The 18,285-nt window shown below is 69.1% G+C and carries 20 protein-coding genes and 1 riboswitch; of the genes, 8 read left to right on the top strand and 12 right to left on the bottom strand.

What is annotated here, in order from left to right; genetic code table 11:
- Positions 1–406 (bottom strand): ABC transporter transmembrane domain-containing protein (locus OEZ60_RS09480; RefSeq protein ID WP_263335396.1); only part of this gene is annotated, 406 nt, incomplete at its 3' end.
- Positions 407–680: 274 nt separating this feature from the next.
- On the opposite strand from OEZ60_RS09480, the gene paaI reads away from it, so the two are divergent.
- Together paaI and OEZ60_RS09470 are read left to right on the top strand one after the other, a co-directional pair.
- Positions 681–1,106 (top strand): hydroxyphenylacetyl-CoA thioesterase PaaI, encoded by a 426-nt coding sequence (paaI, locus tag OEZ60_RS09475; RefSeq protein ID WP_263335394.1) that lies wholly within the window; start codon positions 681–683, stop codon positions 1,104–1,106.
- Positions 1,107–1,145: 39 nt separating this feature from the next.
- On the top strand, positions 1,146–1,745 hold the full coding sequence (locus tag OEZ60_RS09470) for a TetR/AcrR family transcriptional regulator (protein WP_263335392.1): 600 nt from the start codon (positions 1,146–1,148) through the stop codon (positions 1,743–1,745).
- Positions 1,746–1,750: 5 nt separating this feature from the next.
- On the opposite strand, the gene paaZ is transcribed toward OEZ60_RS09470, so the two are convergent.
- From paaZ to pcaF, 8 genes are read right to left on the bottom strand one after another with little or no spacing between them, the layout of a single operon-like run.
- Positions 1,751–3,808 (bottom strand): phenylacetic acid degradation bifunctional protein PaaZ, encoded by a 2,058-nt coding sequence (gene paaZ / locus OEZ60_RS09465; protein ID WP_263335391.1) that lies wholly within the window; start codon positions 3,806–3,808, stop codon positions 1,751–1,753.
- Positions 3,808–4,575: a Phenylacetic acid catabolic protein gene (locus OEZ60_RS09460; RefSeq protein ID WP_263335389.1), complete on the bottom strand. Its 768-nt coding sequence runs from the start codon at positions 4,573–4,575 to the stop codon at positions 3,808–3,810. Before OEZ60_RS09460 ends, paaZ begins: the two co-directional genes overlap by 1 nt.
- Positions 4,576–4,582: 7 nt before the next feature.
- Entirely contained in the window at positions 4,583–5,659 is a 1,077-nt protein-coding gene (locus tag OEZ60_RS09455) for a 2Fe-2S iron-sulfur cluster-binding protein (RefSeq protein ID WP_263335388.1), read from the bottom strand.
- 16 nt (positions 5,660–5,675) lie between these two features.
- Positions 5,676–6,185 (bottom strand): 1,2-phenylacetyl-CoA epoxidase subunit PaaD, encoded by a 510-nt coding sequence (paaD, locus tag OEZ60_RS09450; protein ID WP_263335386.1) that lies wholly within the window; start codon positions 6,183–6,185, stop codon positions 5,676–5,678.
- A 4-nt stretch (positions 6,186–6,189) separates the two neighbouring features.
- Positions 6,190–6,945, bottom strand: a complete 756-nt coding sequence (gene paaC / locus OEZ60_RS09445; RefSeq protein WP_263335384.1) for a 1,2-phenylacetyl-CoA epoxidase subunit PaaC — start codon at positions 6,943–6,945, stop codon at positions 6,190–6,192.
- The gene (gene paaB / locus OEZ60_RS09440) at positions 6,945–7,229 is read right to left on the bottom strand and encodes a 1,2-phenylacetyl-CoA epoxidase subunit PaaB (protein WP_263335383.1); all 285 of its coding nucleotides are present in this window, start codon (positions 7,227–7,229) and stop codon (positions 6,945–6,947) included. The genes paaC and paaB overlap by 1 nt, the downstream gene beginning before the upstream one ends.
- Positions 7,230–7,239: 10 nt before the next feature.
- Complete coding sequence (gene paaA, locus OEZ60_RS09435) at positions 7,240–8,235, bottom strand: 1,2-phenylacetyl-CoA epoxidase subunit PaaA (RefSeq protein WP_263335381.1); 996 nt, start codon at positions 8,233–8,235, stop codon at positions 7,240–7,242.
- Positions 8,236–8,247: 12 nt separating this feature from the next.
- Complete coding sequence (pcaF, locus tag OEZ60_RS09430) at positions 8,248–9,453, bottom strand: 3-oxoadipyl-CoA thiolase (RefSeq protein ID WP_263335379.1); 1,206 nt, start codon at positions 9,451–9,453, stop codon at positions 8,248–8,250.
- 277 nt (positions 9,454–9,730) lie between these two features.
- On the opposite strand from pcaF, the gene OEZ60_RS09425 reads away from it, so the two are divergent.
- From OEZ60_RS09425 to OEZ60_RS09405, 5 genes are all read left to right on the top strand, one after another.
- Entirely contained in the window at positions 9,731–10,009 is a 279-nt protein-coding gene (locus OEZ60_RS09425) for a hypothetical protein (protein ID WP_263335377.1), read from the top strand.
- A 9-nt stretch (positions 10,010–10,018) separates the two neighbouring features.
- On the top strand, positions 10,019–10,627 hold the full coding sequence (locus tag OEZ60_RS09420; RefSeq protein WP_263335375.1) for a glutathione S-transferase: 609 nt from the start codon (positions 10,019–10,021) through the stop codon (positions 10,625–10,627).
- Between the two features lie 202 nt (positions 10,628–10,829).
- Positions 10,830–11,393: a ubiquinol-cytochrome c reductase iron-sulfur subunit gene (gene petA, locus OEZ60_RS09415; protein WP_263335373.1), complete on the top strand. Its 564-nt coding sequence runs from the start codon at positions 10,830–10,832 to the stop codon at positions 11,391–11,393.
- Positions 11,394–11,404: 11 nt separating this feature from the next.
- The gene (gene petB, locus OEZ60_RS09410; protein ID WP_263335372.1) at positions 11,405–12,727 is read left to right on the top strand and encodes a cytochrome b; all 1,323 of its coding nucleotides are present in this window, start codon (positions 11,405–11,407) and stop codon (positions 12,725–12,727) included.
- An 18-nt stretch (positions 12,728–12,745) separates the two neighbouring features.
- On the top strand, positions 12,746–13,540 hold the full coding sequence (locus tag OEZ60_RS09405) for a cytochrome c1 (protein WP_263335371.1): 795 nt from the start codon (positions 12,746–12,748) through the stop codon (positions 13,538–13,540).
- An 87-nt stretch (positions 13,541–13,627) separates the two neighbouring features.
- Here OEZ60_RS09405 and OEZ60_RS09400 read toward each other — a convergent pair whose 3' ends face one another.
- Genes OEZ60_RS09400 through thiB form a run of 3 tightly spaced genes read right to left on the bottom strand, consistent with a single transcriptional unit; the run spans position 13,628 to position 16,840 of the window.
- Entirely contained in the window at positions 13,628–14,323 is a 696-nt protein-coding gene (locus tag OEZ60_RS09400; protein ID WP_263335368.1) for a thiamine ABC transporter ATP-binding protein, read from the bottom strand.
- A complete protein-coding gene (locus OEZ60_RS09395) occupies positions 14,310–15,875 on the bottom strand; it encodes an ABC transporter permease family protein (RefSeq protein ID WP_263335366.1) in 1,566 nt (521 codons plus the stop codon). The genes OEZ60_RS09400 and OEZ60_RS09395 overlap by 14 nt, the downstream gene beginning before the upstream one ends.
- A complete protein-coding gene (gene thiB, locus OEZ60_RS09390) occupies positions 15,851–16,840 on the bottom strand; it encodes a thiamine ABC transporter substrate binding subunit (protein WP_263335364.1) in 990 nt (329 codons plus the stop codon). Before thiB ends, OEZ60_RS09395 begins: the two co-directional genes overlap by 25 nt.
- A gap of 39 nt (positions 16,841–16,879) precedes the next feature.
- Positions 16,880–16,984: riboswitch (TPP riboswitch) on the bottom strand.
- A 182-nt stretch (positions 16,985–17,166) separates the two neighbouring features.
- On the opposite strand from thiB, the gene aroC reads away from it, so the two are divergent.
- A complete protein-coding gene (aroC, locus tag OEZ60_RS09385; protein WP_263335363.1) occupies positions 17,167–18,276 on the top strand; it encodes a chorismate synthase in 1,110 nt (369 codons plus the stop codon).
- The last annotated feature ends 9 nt before the right edge of the window (positions 18,277–18,285 follow it).

Below are 18,285 nucleotides of genomic sequence, written 5' to 3'. Positions count from 1 at the left end.
ATTCCGCCGAGAGCGTCATCCGCATCAGCAGGTCCGACGAGGCGCGGTCGTTGAAGAAGGCGACGCCGTGCTGGAGGATGCGGTCGTAGAGCTTGCGCTGCTGGGCCGCGACGATGCTGTTGCCGGCGCGGCTGAGCGAGACCACCTGGAGATAGGTCGCGAGCCCCTTGACCGCGAAGATCAGCGCCACCGAGGCGGCGACCGCGAAGACCTGGGCGCGGTCGCCCGAGGTCATCATCGAATCGATGATGTCGCGCATGATCCAGGCGGTGAGCGCCGTCGTCACCGCGATCACGACCATCGCCGCGATCGCGGTGCCGTAGTTGAAGACCTGCAGCCGCATGTTCTCGCGCAGGAGCCGCCACAGCATCCTGTCGGACAACCTTGCGAGAAGTTTGCGGAACATGCGGATAGGCTCTTCTGCGGCGCGGGCTCCGGACTAGCTAGGCGCGAAAGCCAAGTGTGTAAAGGCCGCCGGCGCCACCGGGGCGCCCGGACCCGTGAGATGACGCATGATTGATAATTGACCGACCGGTCGTTCATCGTAGCATTGAAGCCGCCGCGAACGGGAATCACAGGATGGGACTGACCAAGAGCGTACTCGTCGATCTGCAGAAGCCCTGCAGGTGCCACGAACGCCGCGCGCTCGGGGCCTGCGGCCGATGAAACCCGCCGCCGACATGTCCCCGCAAGAGCTCGCGGAAGCCGCCGCGCAGGCGATGTGGGCGGGCGATGCCGCCTCGCAAGAGCTCGGCATGACGCTCGACCGGATCGCGCCGGGTGCGGCGGTGCTGTCGATGACCGTCACCGGGGCGATGGCGAACGGGCATGGCAGCTGTCACGGCGGCTACATCTTCACGCTTGCCGACAGCGCCTTCGCCTTCGCCTGCAATTCCCACAACCGGGTCGCGGTCGCGCAGCAGTGCAGCATCACCTACCTGATCCCGGCGCGGGCCGGCGACCGCCTGACCGCCACCGCGCGCGAGATCGTCCGGCGGGAGCGCTCGGGGATCTACGACGTCAGCGTGACCAATCAGGACGGCGCGACCGTCGCGGAGTTCCGCGGCCATTCGCGCGTCGTTCCGGGCAGCCATCTGCCGGGCTGACCGGGCATCATCCGCGCAGCCGCGAGAAAGAGGAAAGACATGGCCCGCACCCGAGCGGAAGACTTCGACGACAAGCGGCGCGCGATCCTGAGGAGCGCCGCGGCGGTCTTTGCCGAGCAGGGGATGGAGAAGGCCTCGATGGCCCGTATCGCCGCGCAGTCGGGCGTGTCGAAGTCGCTGCTCTACCACTATTACCCGAGCAAGGCCGAGCTGATCTTCTCGATCATCCACACCCATCTTGAGGAGCTCGACGCCGCCATCGCGGCAGCCGACGATCCCGAACTTCCGCCCGAGGCGCGGCTGCGCGCGCTGGTGCGCGCGGTGATCGAGACCTACCGGGACGCCGCCGACCAGCACAAGGTGCAGCTCAACGCCGGGCCGGTGCTGGGCGAGGCCGAGAAGGCCGAGATCCTCGCGGTCGAGCGGCGCATCGTGCGGCGCTTCTCGGCGGTGCTCGCGGCGGTGAACCCGGCGCTCGGGGAGGGCGACGGGCGCAATCTCATGCCGGTGACGATGTCGCTCTTCGGGATGATGAACTGGATCGATCAGTGGTTCCGCGAGGGCGGACCGGTCAGCCGGGCGGACTATGCCGACCTCGCCACCACGCTGATCCTCGACGGCGTCCGCGCGGTGCGCTGAGGCGCCTACTCGGGCGGCCAGACCTTCGCGACCATCGTCAGGACGTCGTATTCCGCGACCGCCTCATCCCTCTGGTTCGTCACCCGGCAGTCCCAGCGCACCTCGCCGTAATCGGCATTGGCGCGGGGGTTGATCTCCTTCGCGGTCAGCCGCACCCGGAGCGTGTCGCCGGGATAGACCGGGGTCAGGAAGCGCAAGTTGTCGATGCCGTAATTGGCCAGGACCGGACCCGGCGCAGAATCGACGAAGAGCCCGGCGGCGAAGGAAACGACGAGGTAGCCGTGTGCCACGCGGCCCTCGAAGAACGGATTCGCCTTCGCCGAGGCCTCGTCCATATGGGCGTAGAACGTGTCGCCGGTGAAGCTGGCGAAGTGCTCGATATCGGCCAGCGTGACCTCGCGCGGGCCGGTGACAAGCTGGTCGCCGATCTTGAGGTCGGCAAGCGACTTGCGGAACGGATGGGTGCCGGCCTGTGTCGCCGCACCCTCGCTCCAGCGCCCGGTGACGGCGCCAAGGAGCCGCGGCGGCGCCTGCACCGCGGTGCGCTGCATGAAATGGGCGATGCCGCGCACCCCGCCCATCTCCTCGCCGCCGCCGGCGCGGCCCGGCCCGCCGTGGACGAGCATCGGAAGGGGCGAGCCGTGCCCGGTCGAGGATTTCGCGGCAGCGCGGTTGCCAATCAGGATGCGGCCGTGGAACGGCGCCATGCCGATCACCGCTTCCTCGGCGACGCCCGGATCATCGGTGAAGAGCGAGGCGACGAGCGACCCCTTGCCCCGCTGGGTCAGCGCCACCGCCTCCTCCAATTCGTCATAGGGCATGAGGGTGGCGACAGGGCCGAAGGCCTCGACATCATGGACCGCCTCTGCCGCGCCGGGCCGGTCGCAGTAAAGCAGCACCGGGCCGAGGAAGGCGCCCGCTTCGGCGTCGCCCGAGGCGAGCACCACCCGGTCGGGATCGCTCGAGACGACCTCGGCCTCGGCGCGCAGGTCGCGGGTCCGGGCGCGGACCTCCTCGCGCTGCGCGAGACTGGCGAGCGGGCCCATTCGTGTCGCCTCGGCGGCGGGATCGCCGATGGGAGTCTTCGCCAGCCGCCCGCGCAAAGCCGCGATGACCGCGTCGGCATGGGCGCGCGGCACAAAGGCGCGGCGGATCGCGGTGCATTTCTGCCCCGCCTTCACCGTCATCTCGCGCGCCACCTCCTTGACGAAAAGGTCGAACTCCGGCGTTCCCGGCGCGGCATCGGAGCCGAGGACCGAGGCATTGAGGCTGTCCGCCTCCATGGTGAACGGCACCGAATTCGCGACAATCGCCGGATGGGTGCGCAGGCGCCGACCGGTTTCGGCCGAGCCGGTGAAGGTCACCACGTCCTGCCCGTCCACATGGTCGAGCAGGTCGCCCGCCGCGCCGGAGACGAGCTGCAGGACGCCTTCCGGCAGCATCCCGGTCTCGACGATCTTCCGCACCATCAGTTCCGTCAGATAGGCGGTCTGGCTCGCCGGCTTGATCAGCGCGGGCATGCCGGCAAGCAGCGTCGGCGCAAGTTTCTCCAGCATCCCCCAGCAAGGGAAGTTGAAGGCGTTGATATGGACCGCGACGCCGTGGCGCGGCGCCAGGATATGTTGGGCGGAGAAGCTCTGGTCCTTCGACAGGGGCTCGACCGCGCCCTCGGTCAGGACGCGGGTGTTCGGAAGCTCGCGACGCGCCTTCGAAGCATAGGAGAGAAGCGTGCCGATCCCGCCCTCGATGTCGATCCAGCCATCGGCGCGGGTGGCGCCGGTGGCAAAGCTCTCGGCGTAGAAGAGTTCCTTCATCTCCATGAGCCTGAGGCCCAGCGCCTTCAGCATCAGTGCCCGGTCGTGGAGCGTCATCGCGCGCAGGGCCGGCCCGCCCACACGCCGCCCCCAGTCGAGCGCCGCGGCGAAGTCGAGCCCGCTCGCGTCGATAACGGCGACCGGCGCTCCGGTCGCGGCATCGCGCAGAACGGTGCCGTCGCCCGCGCCCCTTTGCCAGTGCCCGGCGAGATAGCTTTCGAGCCGGCGCGGCTTCACGGATACGTCCATCAGCGCCCCCCAATCCGAAGCCCGAGCCCGCCCAGCGCAGCCTCGGCGGCGGCAGTCCAGTCCGCCAGAAGCGCCTCGTTCGGTCGGTGCCGCAGCCCGAGTCGCTTCAGCATAGCGAACCGCTCCGATCCGGCGCGGCCGAAGGTCTCGGCCACCTTGGGCCACCAGTAGGACAGCGCGGCCTCGGCCTTGGCCCGGCCCGATGGCGTCGCCACGATCTGGCGCAGGCCTTCGAGGCCAAGCTCGGCATGGCGGGCCTCGGCCGGGGCGATCTCGCGGAAGGCCTCGGCCAGGGGCGCATAGGAGACGCGCGACAGCTCCTCGAGCTGCACCCCGGTCGCGAGGCCCATGAGCACGTTCATCGCCACCGCGTCGACCCATCCGGTCAGCGGATAGTGGAAGACCGACAGCCGCATGTCGGCGCCCGCCCGCGCCTGACCGAGATCGGCGTCGCGGGCCACCCGCGCCGCCCAGGGATGGCGGGTGGCGTAGCGCGCGGTATCGGCGCCGAACTCGCCCATGATCTCCAGAACCCGGCCGGCATGAGCGGTCTTTTCCGCGACGATCCGCGCCGCCGCGATCCGTGCCGTGATCCCCGGCGCATCGTTGATCCTGTCAGCAAAGCCCGCCGCGCCCGCGAGTTCGCTGTCGACGAAGGAGGCCATGAGCCGCATCAGCTCGCCCCGGTAGCGCGCCGGCACGTTGTCGGGCGAGGTCAGGACGCCGCCCTCGGCCAGGTAGTCCTCGATCCGCATCGCCTCTGCCATCTTTCCCTCACTCGTCGTAGCTGAGCGCCACCCGGTCGGTGAGCGGGCGCGACTGGCAGGTCAGCACATAGCCCTGCCGGACCTCATAATCCTCGAGCGCATGGTTCACCGCCATCTCGACCTCGCCCTCGGTCACCCGCGCGCGGCAGGTCGAACAGACCCCGGCCTTGCAGGCATAGGGCGCGTCGATCTGGTGGGCGAGCGCGGCTTCCAGCAGGCTCGGCCCCTCCTTCTCGATCCGGAAGGTCCGCGCCGTGCCGTCGAGCGTCACCGTCGCCTCGGTCGCGTGGGCCGAAGCCGCAGCGGTCACCGACACCGCCTTCTGCTTCGCCCGTCCCGGCTGGCCGGAAGCGAAGAGCTCGAACTTGATCCGGTCGTCCGCGATCCCGTGCGCGCGCAGCGATTTCGCGATCGCCAGCATCATCGGCTCCGGCCCGCAGATGAAGGCCATGTCGACCGATCCGGGGTCGATCCAGGACTGGAACAGCGCCTCCATCTTCGCCGCGTCGATGAGGCCGGTGAAAAGCTCGATCTCCTGCGCCTCGCTCTCCAGCACATGCAGAATCGAGAGCCGGCCGAGATTGAGGTTCTTCAGGTCCTCCAGTTCCTCGCGGAACATGATCGAGCTGATCTGGCGATTGGCATAGACGAGCGTGAAGCGCGACCTCGGCTCGCGGGCGAGCACGGTCCGGATGATCGACAGGATGGGCGTGATGCCGGAGCCGCCGGCGAAGCCGAGGTAGTGCCGGGCCTGAGACGGCTCGATAGGTGCATGGAAGCGGCCCATCGGCGGCATCGCCTCCAGCACCGCGCCGACGGCCAGTTCCTCGTTCGCCCAGGTCGAGAAGGCGCCGCCCTCGACCCGCTTGATGCCGACGCGGAGCGTGCCGTCGTCGAGCCCCGAGCAGATCGAATAGGAGCGGCGCAGCTCCTCACCGTCGAAGGCGTGGCGGAAGGTGAGGTACTGGCCTTGCAGGAAGTGGAACGCGGCGCGGTCGGCCTCGCGCGGCGCAAGCGTCACCACCACCGCATCGCGGGTATCGTGGCGGAGGTCGGTGACGGTCAGGGGGTAGAAGCGCGCCATGCCGGGTCCGGCCTCCTCAGTGGCATTTGAAGTAGTCGAAGGGTTCAAGGCAATCCTTGCAGCGCCAGGCGGCCTTGCAGGGGGTGGAACCGAACTGGCTGATCCGCTCGGTACTGGCCGAGCCGCAGCGCGGGCAGGGCACCGTCAGGTTGGCACCGGAGAGCCGGGTCGCGCGGGCGATGGTGCGCCCGTCCGGCGCGGTGCCGTCGATCGGCGGGGCAATGCCGTAGGCGCGAAGCCTCTCGCGCCCCTCGGTGGAGATCCAGTCGGTCGACCAGGGCGGCGCGAGGCGGCGCTCGATGCGCAGGTCCGCGATGCCCTTTGCCCGCAGCATCGCCTCAATGTCGAGGTTGATCGCGGTCGTTGCGGGGCAGCCCGAATAGGTCGGCGTGACGGTGACGACGAGTGTCTCGCCCTGCCATTCCACGTCTCGGACGATGCCGAGATCGGTGACCGAGATCACCGGGATCTCCGGGTCGGGAACCTCGGCGAGCCAGCGCCAGATCTGGTCGGAGGCGGGCCGCATCGGCTTACCACACCGCGCCGGGATAGGCGCGCTGGAGAAACTGCATCTCGGCGAGAATGTAGCCCAGATGCTCGGTATGGATGCCGATCCGACCACCCTTATGGCTGAAATCGGTGTCAGGCGCGGTCAGGGTGGCGTCCGAGAGGACCTCGCCCACCGTCGCCTGCCAGACCGGCTTCAGCGCGGCGGGATCGGGGGCGACCCCGGCTTCCGCCATCGCGGCGTCGGTGGCGTCGGCAAGGAACATCTCGCCGGCATAGAGCCAGATGTCGTCGAGCGCGGCCTGCATCCGGCCATGACTCTCCTCGGTGCCGTCGCCGAGCCGGATCACCAGATCGGCGGAGCGTTCGAGGTGATAGGCGACCTCCTTCACCGCCTTCTCCGCGATCGCCGCCACCCGCGGATCGGCCGACTGGCAGAGCGCCGAGAGCATCGCATGGTGCCAGGCGTCGAACAGAAACTGCCGCATCAGGGTCTGGCCGAAATCGCCGTTCGGGCGCTCGACGAGAAGGAGGTTCCGGAACGCCCCGGCATCGCGCAGGAACGCCAGATCGTCCGCCGTCCGCCCCTTGCCCTCGACTTCCGCCGCGAGCCCGAGCCAGAGCTGGGTCTGGCCGATGAGGTCGAGCGCGGTATTGGCGAGCGCGATGTCCTCCTCCAGCACCGGCGCATGGCCGCACCATTCCGAGACCCGATGGCCGAGGATCAGCGTGTTGTCCCCCATCCGGGTGAGGAACTCGAACAGGTCAGCCTCGGCCATCACATGTGCCCCGCCTCGTCGGGAATGTCGAAGAAGGTCGGGTGGCGGTAGACTTTGGAATTCGACGGATCGAAGAGCGGCCCCTTCTCCGACGGCGCCGAGGCGACAATATCGTCGGACTTCACCGCCCAGATCGAGACGCCCTCGTTGCGCCGCGTATAGACGTCGCGGGCATGGCGGATCGCCATCTCGGCATCGGGCGCGTGCAGGCTGCCGACATGGCGGTGGTTGAGCCCGTGCTGACCGCGGATGAAGATTTCCCACAGGGGCCATTCGCTCGACATCATACCCTCCTCATTCGGCCGCGACGCCGCGATTGGCGGCCTTGCGCGCATGCGCCATCAGCCCCTCGCGGAACCACGCGCCGTCCTCCCAGGCCGTCACGCGGGCGGCCATGCGCTCCTTGTTGCAGGGGCCGTTGCCGGCAAGGACGGCGTAGAATTCCGCCCAGTCGGGTTCGGTGAAATCGTAGCCGCCCTTGTCCTCGTTCCATGTCAGATCCGGGTCGGGCACCGTGAGGCCGAGGTACTCGGCCTGCGGCACGGTCTGGTCGACGAATTTCTGCCGAAGCTCGTCATTGGTGTTGATCTTGATCTTCCAGGCCATCGACTGCGCCGAATGGACCGAGTCCTTGTCCGAGGGACCGAACATCATCAGCGAGGGATACCAGAACCGGTTCAGCGCATCCTGCGCCATCGCCTTCTGCGCAGGCGTGCCCTTCAGGCACATCTTGATCAGGATGTCGTAGCCCTGCCGCTGGTGGAAGCTCTCCTCCTTGCAGATGCGGATCATCGCGCGGGAGTAGGGCCCGTAGGAGGTGCGCTGCAGCGGCACCTGGTTCATGATCGCGGCCCCATCGACGAGCCAGCCGACCGCGCCGATATCGGCCCAGGTCAGCGTCGGGTAGTTGAAGATCGAGGAATACTTCATCGAGCCGTCATGGAGCTTCGCGATCAGCGCGTCGCGGCTCACCCCCAGCGTCTCGGCGGCGGAATAGAGGTAGAGCCCGTGGCCCGCCTCGTCCTGCACCTTGGCGAGCAGGATCGCCTTGCGCTCCAGCGTCGGCGCGCGCGTGATCCAGTTGCCTTCGGGAAGCTGGCCGACGATCTCGGAATGGGCGTGCTGGCCGATCTGGCGGATCAGCGTCCTTCGGTAGCCCTCTGGCATCCAGTCCTTCGGCTCGATCTTCTCGCCGGCCTCGATCCGGTCCTGAAAGGCCGCCTCCTCGGGCGTCATCTCCTCGCGGCTCTTCACCCGCTTCGCCTCGGTCTTGACCATCTGGGCGTACATCTTCGCCTCCCTTCAGGTGCGTTCGAGAATGAGCGCGATGCCCTGCCCGACACCGACGCACATCGTGCAGAGCGCATAGCGCCCATTGCGGCGGCGAAGCTCGTACATCGCGGTGGTGACCAGCCGGGCGCCGCTCATGCCCAGGGGATGGCCGAGCGCGATGGCGCCGCCATTGGGATTCACATGGGGTGCGTCGTCGGACAATCCAAGCTCGCGCAGGACCGCGAGCGCCTGCGCCGCGAAGGCCTCGTTGAGCTCGATCACATCCATCTGGCCGAGCGTCAGCCCGGCGCGGGCGAGCACCTTGCGCACCGCCGGCACCGGCCCGATCCCCATGACGCGCGGCTCCACCCCCGCCGCCGCCATCGCGACGATCCGCGCCTTCGGCGTCAGCCCCTGCTCCTTCGCCGCCTGTTCCGAAGCGACGATCAGTGCCGCCGCGCCATCGTTGACGCCCGAGGCATTGCCCGCCGTCACCGACAATTCCGGCCCGTTGATGCCCTTCAGCCGGGCGAGCTGCGCCGCGTCGGTTTCTGGCCGCGGATGCTCGTCGGCCGCGACGACGATCGGGGTGCCCCTCCGCTGCGAGATCTCGACCGGCACGATCTCCTCGGCGAAGCGCCGGGCCTCGGCAGCTTCGGCCCAGCGCCGCTGACTCCGGAGCGCGAAGGCGTCCTGATCTGCGCGGCTGATGCCGTACTCGGCGGCGACAGTGTCGGCGGTCTCGGGCATCGAATCGGTGCCGAAAGCCGCCGTCATCGCCGGATTTACGAAGCGCCAGCCGATCGTGGTGTCGTAGATCACGTTGGCGCGCGAGAACGCCGCCTCCGCCTTCGGCATCACGAAGGGCGCGCGGCTCATGCTCTCGACCCCGCCGGCAATCACCAGATCGCAATCGCCCGCCCGGATCGCGCGGGCCGCCATGCCGACCGCATCCATCCCCGAGCCGCAGAGCCGGTTGACCGTCGTCCCCGACACCGCGGCCGGCATCCCGGCGAGAAGCGCCGCCATCCGCGCGACGTTGCGGTTGTCCTCGCCCGCCTGGTTTGCGCAGCCATAGATGAGATCGTCGACCGCGGCCCAGTCGACGCCCGGATTGCGCGCCATCAGCGCCCGGAGCGGCAGCGCGGCAAGATCGTCGGCCCTGACCCCCGCCAGCGCCCCGCCGTAACGCCCGATCGGGGTGCGAACGGCATCGCAGATGAACGCCTCGGCCATTCCCGCCTCCTCCCGATCCGGGCCTCGCAGACCCCTTCTCATTCATTAACCGACCGGCCGGTCAGTTATAGAACGGTGCCCCATCACGGCCAAACGATTCGTTTCTTACCGGTTGCCGACGCGCCCCGGCATGCCGCCTAAACCTTTACGAAATCATGGCACGGAGCCGGGCAAAAGGGAAACGCGGCCGGCCGGCGCGGCAAGCCGGACGCGGAAACTTGAATGGACAGGCCCGCCCCCCGCCCCTAGCATCGTCGCACAGCCTCAGGAGGATCCCATGCCCTTGCCGCTCGCCCCGATCGCCGGTTTCGCCATCCGCTACGGCGCGCTCGCCGTCGCCGCCTACGGGCTTCGCCGCGCGCTGCGCAAGGGCCGCACCGACCAGCGGGCCGAGGATGCGCTCGACGACATGGACGAAGGCCTCGCCGTCCACCGTCCGCAGGACCGCGGCCAGACCAATGCCGCGGCGCGGTTCCGCCGGGTGATCCGCTTCGGCGGCACCGCGGTGGAGATCGACGCCGCCGCCTTGGGCCGTTTCCGGCTCCGCAAGGTCTGAGCGCCCGGAATGCGGCTCTATCATTCGCCGACGACGCCCTTCGGGCGCAAGGTCGTGGTCGCCCTCCACGAGACCGGCCAGACCGCCGATGTCGAGATCGTTCCCGCGACCGGCGGGCCGCTCGACCCCGGCTCGCTGCCGGTGGCGCAGAATCCGCTCGGCAAGATCCCCGCGCTCGAACGCGACGACGGGCCGGCGCTTTACGACAGCCGGGTGATCTGCCGCTATCTCGACGCGCGCTCGGACGGCCGGCTCTACCCGCCCGAGCCGCGCCTGTGGGAGGTTCTGACGCTCGAGGCCACCGCCGACGGGATCCTCGATGCGGCGATCCTGATGCTCTACGAGTCGCGGCTGAGGCCCGAGGACAAGCGCTACGAGGCCTGGACCGAGGCGCAATGGGCCAAGATCGCCCGCGCGCTCGACACGCTCGAGGCGCGCTGGATGGATCATCTCGGCGGTCCCGTCGACATGGGCCAGATCGCCGCCGCCTGCGCGCTATCCTATCTCGACTTCCGCCACGGCGAGCGCGACTGGCGCGCCGGCCGTCCGCGACTCGCGGCCTGGCACGACGGCTTCGCCCGGCGCGCCAGCATGGCCGCGACCGAGCCGCAGGGCTGAGGCCGCGGCCGGCGCGCGCCGAATCCACCGCGATGCGTGCCCCGCGCCCCTGCAGCGGTTGCGTCACAGTGCCGCGTTGCGCCCGATTGTCCGCTGGACGGGCTTGAATTTGGCCGCTAATAACCGCCCGGGAAGGCTGCGGGAGACTGCGGCCCGTTCGTCGCAGGGCCGGTCATCCGGTCAGGAAAGGGAGAATGTTTCCGTGTCCCAAGCAGAAGACCATACCGGCACGAGGAGGGATTTCCTCTATTACGCCACCGCCGGGGCCGGCGCGGTTGCGGGCGGCGCAGCCGTCTGGACCCTCGTCGACCAGATGAACCCCTCCGCCGACGTCCAGGCGCTGTCGTCGATCTTCGTCGACATCTCGGGCGTCGAGACCGGCACCCAGCTCACCGTGAAGTGGCGCGGCAAGCCGGTCTTCATCCGCCGGCGCACCGCGGAAGAGATCGAGGCCGCCCGTGCCGTCGACGTGAGCGAGCTCGTCGATGCCGACGCGCGCAACGCCAACGGCACGGCCGGGGCGCCCGCGACCGACGAGAACCGATCCATGGACGAGGCCGGCGAATGGCTGGTGATGATGGGCGTCTGCACCCATCTCGGCTGCGTGCCGCTCGGCGACGGCGCCGGCGACTTCGGCGGCTGGTTCTGCCCCTGCCACGGGTCGCACTATGACACGTCGGGCCGCATCCGCCGCGGTCCCGCGCCCGAGAACCTGCCGGTTCCGACCGCGGCCTTCACCGACGAAACCACGATCAAGCTGGGCTGAGGGGACTGACCATGGCTGGTATTCCGCACGACCATTACGAGCCCAAGACGGGCTTCGAGCAGTGGCTTCACCGCCGCCTGCCGATCGTCAGCCTCGCCTATGACACGCTGATGATTCCGACGCCGAAGAACCTCAACTGGTGGTGGATCTGGGGCATCGTCCTTGCCTTCTGCCTCGTTCTTCAGATCGTCACCGGCATCGTTCTCGCGATGCATTACACGCCGCATGTCGACAAGGCCTTTGCCTCGGTCGAGCACATCATGCGCAACGTGAACGGCGGCCACATGCTGCGCTACATTCACGCCAACGGCGCCTCGCTGTTCTTCCTCGCCGTCTACATCCACATCTTCCGCGGCCTCTTCTACGGCTCCTACAAGGCCCCGCGCGAGATCACCTGGATCGTCGGCATCCTGATCTTCCTCGCGATGATGGGCACCGCCTTCATGGGCTACGTGCTTCCCTGGGGCCAGATGTCGTTCTGGGGCGCCACGGTGATCACCGGCCTCTTCGGCGCTATTCCGGGCATCGGCGAGCCGATCCAGACCTGGCTCCTCGGCGGGCCGGCCGTGGAAAACGCGACGCTGAACCGCTTCTTCTCGCTCCACTACCTCTTGCCCTTCGTCATCGCGGCGCTGGTCGCGGTGCACATCTGGGCGTTCCACACCACGGGTAACAACAACCCGACCGGTGTCGAGGTCCGCCGCGGCTCCAAGGCCGAGGCTGAGAAGGACACGCTGCCGTTCTGGCCGTATTTCGTGATCAAGGACCTCTTCGCGCTCGGCGTCGTTCTGCTGGTCTTCTTCGCGATTGTCGGCTTCATGCCGAACTATCTCGGCCACCCGGACAACTACATCCCCGCGAACCCGCTGGCGACGCCCGCGCATATCGTGCCGGAATGGTACTTCCTGCCGTTCTACGCGATCCTGCGCGCCTTCACCGGCGACGTCTGGCTGGTGCAGCTGGTGCAGTTCATCACCTTTGGCATCGTCGACGCGAAGTTCTTCGGCGTGATCGCGATGTTCGGGTCGATCGCGGTCATGGCGATCGTGCCGTGGCTCGACACCTCCTCGGTGCGCTCGGGCCAGTACCGGCCGATGTTCCGCTGGTGGTTCTACCTCCTGATCATCGACTTCGTCGTGCTGATGTGGGTGGGCGCGCAGCCGGCCGAGGGGATCTACACCTGGATCTCGCTCATCGCCTCTGCCTACTGGTTCGCCTACTTCCTCGTCATCCTGCCGCTTCTTGGCGTGATCGAGAAGCCGACCGCCCAGCCGGCGACGATCGAGGACGACTTCAACGCGCATTACGGCGCCAAGGCCCACGTGGCCGAGTGACGGAAAGGACCGATTGAGATGCTGAGGAAAATCGCAATCACGGCGGCCTCCGTCCTGGCGCTTTCGGGCGCGGCCCTCGCGGCCGGCGGCGGCGAGCAGCATATCGAGGACGTGGCCTTCTCCTTCGAGGGCCCGTTCGGGAAATATGACGAGCACCAGCTCCAGCGCGGGCTGCAGGTCTATACCGAGGTCTGCGCCGGCTGCCACGGCATGAAGCTGGTGCCGATCCGCTCGCTGTCCGACGAGGGCGGGCCGCATCTGCCGGAAGACCAGGTGCGCGCCTATGCCACCCAGTTCACCGCGATCGACAAGGACACCGGAGAGGAGCGCGAGGCCACGCCGAACGACTTCTTCCCGAAATCCGCGCTGGAGAACGCGCCCGACCTGAGCCTGATGGCGAAGGCGCGGGCGGGCTTCCACGGGCCCTACGGCACCGGCATCAACCAGTTCCTCCGCGGCATCGGCGGCCCGGAATACATCGTCTCGATCCTCACCGGCTATACCGGCCATGAGGTCGAGCAGGCCGGGACGACGTTCTATGAGAATTCCGCTTTCCCGGGCGGGCTGATCGCGATGAGCCCGCCGCTCGCGGACGGGCAGGTCGAATATGCCGACGGGCACGACAACTCGGCTCATCACATGGCCGAGGATGTCGCGGCCTTCCTGATGTGGGCGGCCGAGCCGAAGATGATGGCACGCAAGCAGGCGGGCTTCGTCGCGGTGCTGTTCATCGGGCTTCTGACCGTGCTTCTCTATCTGACCAACAAGCGGCTCTGGGCGCCCCACAAGGGCAAGAAGAAGGTCCAGGCCTGACACGGTGGCGCCGGGGGCGCTGCCCCCGGACCCCCGGGGTATTGGGGCAATGAAGAAGATATGGCGCGTCCCTTCGGGGGCGCGTTTTCATTTTCCGAGATAGGCGGCGAGCGCGGGCGGCGGGCTGTCGAGGAGCGCGGCGGTCGGGCGGGGCGGATGCGCGATGCCCCCGGCAACGACGATCGTCTCCGGCGCGAATCGGCGGGCGTCGTCGGGATCGTGGCTGACCATCAGCACCGTGGCGCCGGTCTCGGCGGCGATCTCGGCCACGAGGTCGAGCATCTCGGCCTTGAGCGCGGGGCCGAGGGCGGCGAAGGGCTCGTCGAGCAGCATCAGGGGCCGGGCACGCAGGAGCGCGCGGGCGAGCGCCACCCGGCTCTGCTGGCCGCCCGAGAGTCTGGCGGGCCGACGCGCCTCGAGCCCGGCGAGGCCGGTGCGCTCCAACGCGCGGGTAACGGCGGCACGTTCGGCGGGCGAGAGACGGAGGTCGGGGCGCAGGCCGAGGCCGACGTTCTCGGCCACGGTCAGGTGGGGAAAGAGGTTCTGGTCCTGAAACAGGATCGAGAGCGGCCGGCGCGCCGGCGGCTGCCGGGTGATGTCGGCACCGTTCCAGAGGACGCGGCCGCTGGCGGCGGGGTAGAAGCCCGCGATCACCGACAGAAGCGTCGACTTGCCGGCGCCGGAGGGGCCGATCACCGCGACGCGGGCGCCGGCGGCGACGCTGAAATCGGCGGTGAGCTGGAAGTCGTCCTGAGTGATGACGAGGGTGTCAAGCCTGAGCATCGGCGCGGCCTCCGCGGTCGAGGATCCAGAAGAGCGCAAGGCTGAGGGCAAGGAGCAGCACCGCCGCGCCGGCGGCGTCGGCCATGCGGTAGGCGCCCATCAGCCGGTAGAGTTGCAAGGGCAACGTCGCCCTCTCGGCATCGGCGAAGAGCGCGATGACGCCGAGATCGCCCATCGAGAGCGCCGCCGTCAGCCCGGCGGCGAAGCCGAGCGGATGGCGCAGCCGCGGCAGGGTGAGGTAGCGGAGCCGCGCGGCGCCGGAGAGCCCGAGGCTTTCCGCGAGTCGCCCGTAACCGGTTTCGAGATCGCGCGCGGCGGGGATCAGGGCCCGCAGGCAGAAGGGCAGCGCCATCACCGCGTTGACGGCGGCGGTGACCGGCAGGGCAAGCGCGGCGGGGCTCGCGAGCCCGCGGAGGAGCAGAAAGAGGCCGGTGCCGATGACGAGCGCCGAGGTCGCGAGGGGCAGCATGCCAATGGTTTCGAGGAGCCGCCCCTTGGTCCGGGCGATGGCGAGCGCGAGCGGCAGCGCTAGGAGGAGCGCGAGGAGCGTCGAGGCGAGCGCTACGAGAAGCGAGCGCAGGGCGGCCTCCCAGACCGGGGCGGGGAGCGTCGCGAGGCGTGGCAGGCCCGCGAGGATCACGGCGGCGAGGGGCGCGAGGAGAAAGAGGCTCGCGACCGAGATCGCGGCGGCGTCCTGCAGCTTCAAGGGAAGCGTCGCCGCATCGGGCCGGGCGAGCGCACGGTCAAGGCCGGCGCCGAAGCCCGCGGGCAGGGTGAGGCGGGCGGCGGCGAGCGTCGCCGTGGCGCAGAGCGCGAGCTGCAGGCTCGCGAGCTGAGCGGCGCGGCCGAGGTCGAAATCGAAGCGGAACGCCTGGTAGATCGCAAGCTCGACCGTCGTCGCCTTCGGGCCGCCGCCGAGTGTCAGCGCGACCGCGAAACTGGTGAGGCAGATCAGGAAGATGGTGACGAAGATGCCGGGGCCGAGCGCGCGCAGCATCGGCCGTTCCAGATGGCGGGATATGTCGGTGCTGGAAAAGCCGAGCGCGGCGGCGAGGCGGAAGCGCTCGGCCGGGATCCCGCGCCAGCCCTGAAGGAGGAGCCGCACCGCGAGGGGCAGGTTGAGAAAGACATGGGCGAGGACGACGCCCGACAGCCCGTAGATCGAGACCCGCTCCGCCCCCAGCGCGGCGAGCGCGTCGTTCAGGAGCCCGGCGCGACCGAAGATCGCGAGGATCCCCATCACCGCGACGATCACCGGCAGGATGAAGGGGGCGCCAAGGAGCGTGATGAGGACGCCCCGGCCGGGAAACCGGCGCCGGGCCAGCGCGCGCGCGACGGGGATGGCAAGGAGGAGGCTAAGGGCCGCCGAAAGGGCCGCCTGGGTCACGGTGAAGCGCAGCGCCGCCCAATCGGCCGGCCCGAGGCTGCCGAGCCCCCCGGCGCGGTGGATCACCGCACCGAGTGTGCCGAGCGTGAGCGCGAGGATCAGCGTCGCCGCGATCCCAGCACCGGCGCCGAGGCCGAGGCTCAACGGCTGAGCGCGGTCTGCCATTCGGCAAGTGCCGCGTCGCGGATCGCGGCGGCCTCGGTAGCGGAATAGAGCAGGCTTTTTTCCGGCCGAATCAGGGTCTCGAAACCCTTGGGCAGGCCGGCCGCCGGGGTGACGGCCGGGTACATCCAGTTGGTTTCCGGTATGAGCGACTGGAACGCGTCTGAGGTCATGAAGGCGAGGAAGCGGTCGGCCAGCGCGCCCTGGTCGGTGCCGGCGAGCTTCGCGGCGACCTCGACCTGCAGGTAATGGCCTTCGGTGAAGGGGGCCGCCGCCTTGGTGTCGTCGCTCTCGGCGATCAGGTGATAGGCGGGCGAGGTGGTGTAGGAGAGCACCATGTCGGCCTCGCCCTCGAGGAAGAGCCCATAGGCCTCCGACCAGCCCGGCGTCACCGTGACGATATTGTCGGCGAGCCCCGCCCAGATCTCGGGCGCGCGCTCGCCATAGGCCTGCTTGACCCAGTAGAGAAGCCCGAGGCCGGGGGTGGAGGAGCGCGGATCCTCGATCACGATTGTCAGGTCGGAGGCGGCGAGCGCCTCGAAATCGGCCGGGACAGTCTCGGTTTTCGTTCTGTCGTAGACGAAGGCGAACTGGCCCCAGTCATAGGGCACGAAGATGGGGTCGGCCCAGTCGATGGGCAGGCTCCAGCTCACGTCGAGCGCCGGGTGGTCGGCGAAGAGCCCGCTTTCGGCGGCTTTCGCGGTGAGGTTGGTGTCGAGCCCGAGCACGATGTCGGCCTCGGTGCTGTCGCCTTCGAGGAGCACGCGCGCAAGCAGCGCCGCGCCGTCGCCGGACGCGACGAAGTTGAGGTCGCAGCCGCACTCGGCCTCAAAGGCGGCCTCGACCTGCGGTCCCGGCCCCCATTCGGAGACGAAGCTGTCATAGGTGTAGACGGTCAGCACGGGCTTGTCCTGCGCGGCGGCGGTGGTGGCGCACAGGAGACCCGCGATCATCAGGGAATGTCTCATCTCTCATCCTCCAATGGTCAGGCGGGCGGAGATGGTGGTGGCGCGGGGCCGGACCTTCCCTCCGCCGGTCTTAACCGGTTCAGGTTCTACGGGTTCGCGTCGCCGCATCTCAGCCCTGGATCGAGGGCACCCCGAGGTGGGGCGCACCATAGCGCCGGCGGGGCCCGGCGCAAGCGGAAACGCGAAGGGAGGGGCGCTGCCCCTCGCCCTGGATCAGATCCGGGGCTCACCCCGGGATATTTCGGGCAAGATGAAGGGGCGGGGCGGGAGAATGCTTGAGCGGGGGCGCGGGCTTCGCTATGCCGCGAAGGCAAAGGAGCCCGCCCATGAGCCTCAACACGTTCGGACATCTCTTCCGCGTCACCACCTGGGGCGAGAGCCACGGGCCGGCGCTTGGCGCGACGGTCGACGGCTGCCCGCCGGGCGTGGCGGTCGACGAGGCGATGCTTCAGCACTGGCTCGACCGCAGGAAGCCCGGGCAGTCGAAGTACACGACCCAGCGGCGCGAGCCGGATGCGGTGCGCATTCTCTCCGGCGTCTTCGAGGGGCGGACCACCGGGACGCCGGTGCAGCTGATGATCGAGAACACCGACCAGCGCTCGAAGGATTACGGCGAGATCGCGCAGCGGTTCCGCCCCGGTCATGCCGACATAACCTACTGGCAGAAATACGGGATCCGCGACCCGCGCGGCGGCGGGCGCTCCTCGGCCCGCGAGACGGCGGCGCGGGTGGCGGCCGGCGGCGTCGCGCGCGAGGTGCTGAAGCTGCTCGCGCCCGAGGTCCGGATCACGGGCTACATGGTGCAGATGGGTCGGCTCAGGGCCGACCGCGACCGCTTCGACATGGCGGAGGTGGAGAACAACCCGTTCTGGTGCCCCGATGCCGCTGCGGCGTCGATCTGGGCCGGGCATCTCGACGAACTCAGGAAGTCCGGCAATTCGGTGGGCGCGGTGGTCGAGGTCGTGGCCTCGGGCGTACCGGCGGGGCTCGGCGCGCCGGTCTACGGCAAGCTCGACACCGAGCTGGCCGCCGCGATGATGTCGATCAACGCGGTGAAGGGCGTCGAGATCGGCGCCGGCATGGCGGCGGCGGAACTGACCGGCGTCGAGAATGCCGACGAGATCTTCATGGGCAATGACGGGCGCCCGGCCTATTCCTCGAACCATGCCGGCGGCATCCTTGGCGGCATCTCGACCGGGCAGGACGTCGTGGTGCGCTTCGCGGTGAAGCCGACCTCCTCGATCCTGACGCCGCGCAAGACGATCTCGATCTCCGGCGAGGAAAGCGAGATCGTCACCAAGGGCCGTCACGATCCCTGTGTCGGCATCCGCGCTGTGCCGGTGGGAGAGGCGATGATGGCCTGCGTGATCCTCGACCACCTGCTTCTGGACCGGGCGCAGACCGGCGGCGCGCGGGGCCCGATCGGGGCGTCGTGAGGCGGTAGC

Origin of the sequence: Albidovulum salinarum (genome assembly GCF_025673475.1) — a bacterium.
Lineage (GTDB): Bacteria > Pseudomonadota > Alphaproteobacteria > Rhodobacterales > Rhodobacteraceae > Albidovulum > Albidovulum salinarum.
The sequence above is the reverse complement of the archived record's forward strand: the minus strand, read 5'-3'. Positions and strand labels throughout refer to the sequence as shown.

What these genes read in the sequence shown, in the direction of transcription:
- paaC (WP_263335384.1), bottom strand. Translation starts at nt 6,945, where the DNA reads ATGGCCGAGGCTGACCTGTTCGAGTTCCTCACCCGGATGGGGGACAAC.
- paaZ (WP_263335391.1), bottom strand. Translation starts at nt 3,808, where the DNA reads ATGGACGTATCCGTGAAGCCGCGCCGGCTCGAAAGCTATCTCGCCGGG.
- OEZ60_RS09470 (WP_263335392.1), top strand. Translation starts at nt 1,146, where the DNA reads ATGGCCCGCACCCGAGCGGAAGACTTCGACGACAAGCGGCGCGCGATC.
- paaA (WP_263335381.1), bottom strand. Translation starts at nt 8,235, where the DNA reads ATGTACGCCCAGATGGTCAAGACCGAGGCGAAGCGGGTGAAGAGCCGC.
- paaD (WP_263335386.1), bottom strand. Translation starts at nt 6,185, where the DNA reads ATGCGGCCCGCCTCCGACCAGATCTGGCGCTGGCTCGCCGAGGTTCCC.
- OEZ60_RS09455 (WP_263335388.1), bottom strand. Translation starts at nt 5,659, where the DNA reads ATGGCGCGCTTCTACCCCCTGACCGTCACCGACCTCCGCCACGATACC.
- pcaF (WP_263335379.1), bottom strand. Translation starts at nt 9,453, where the DNA reads ATGGCCGAGGCGTTCATCTGCGATGCCGTTCGCACCCCGATCGGGCGT.
- OEZ60_RS09425 (WP_263335377.1), top strand. Translation starts at nt 9,731, where the DNA reads ATGCCCTTGCCGCTCGCCCCGATCGCCGGTTTCGCCATCCGCTACGGC.
- OEZ60_RS09405 (WP_263335371.1), top strand. Translation starts at nt 12,746, where the DNA reads ATGCTGAGGAAAATCGCAATCACGGCGGCCTCCGTCCTGGCGCTTTCG.
- OEZ60_RS09420 (WP_263335375.1), top strand. Translation starts at nt 10,019, where the DNA reads ATGCGGCTCTATCATTCGCCGACGACGCCCTTCGGGCGCAAGGTCGTG.
- OEZ60_RS09395 (WP_263335366.1), bottom strand. Translation starts at nt 15,875, where the DNA reads ATGGCAGACCGCGCTCAGCCGTTGAGCCTCGGCCTCGGCGCCGGTGCT.
- petB (WP_263335372.1), top strand. Translation starts at nt 11,405, where the DNA reads ATGGCTGGTATTCCGCACGACCATTACGAGCCCAAGACGGGCTTCGAG.
- aroC (WP_263335363.1), top strand. Translation starts at nt 17,167, where the DNA reads ATGAGCCTCAACACGTTCGGACATCTCTTCCGCGTCACCACCTGGGGC.
- thiB (WP_263335364.1), bottom strand. Translation starts at nt 16,840, where the DNA reads ATGAGACATTCCCTGATGATCGCGGGTCTCCTGTGCGCCACCACCGCC.
- paaB (WP_263335383.1), bottom strand. Translation starts at nt 7,229, where the DNA reads ATGTCGAGCGAATGGCCCCTGTGGGAAATCTTCATCCGCGGTCAGCAC.
- paaI (WP_263335394.1), top strand. Translation starts at nt 681, where the DNA reads ATGTCCCCGCAAGAGCTCGCGGAAGCCGCCGCGCAGGCGATGTGGGCG.
- OEZ60_RS09460 (WP_263335389.1), bottom strand. Translation starts at nt 4,575, where the DNA reads ATGGCAGAGGCGATGCGGATCGAGGACTACCTGGCCGAGGGCGGCGTC.
- OEZ60_RS09400 (WP_263335368.1), bottom strand. Translation starts at nt 14,323, where the DNA reads ATGCTCAGGCTTGACACCCTCGTCATCACTCAGGACGACTTCCAGCTC.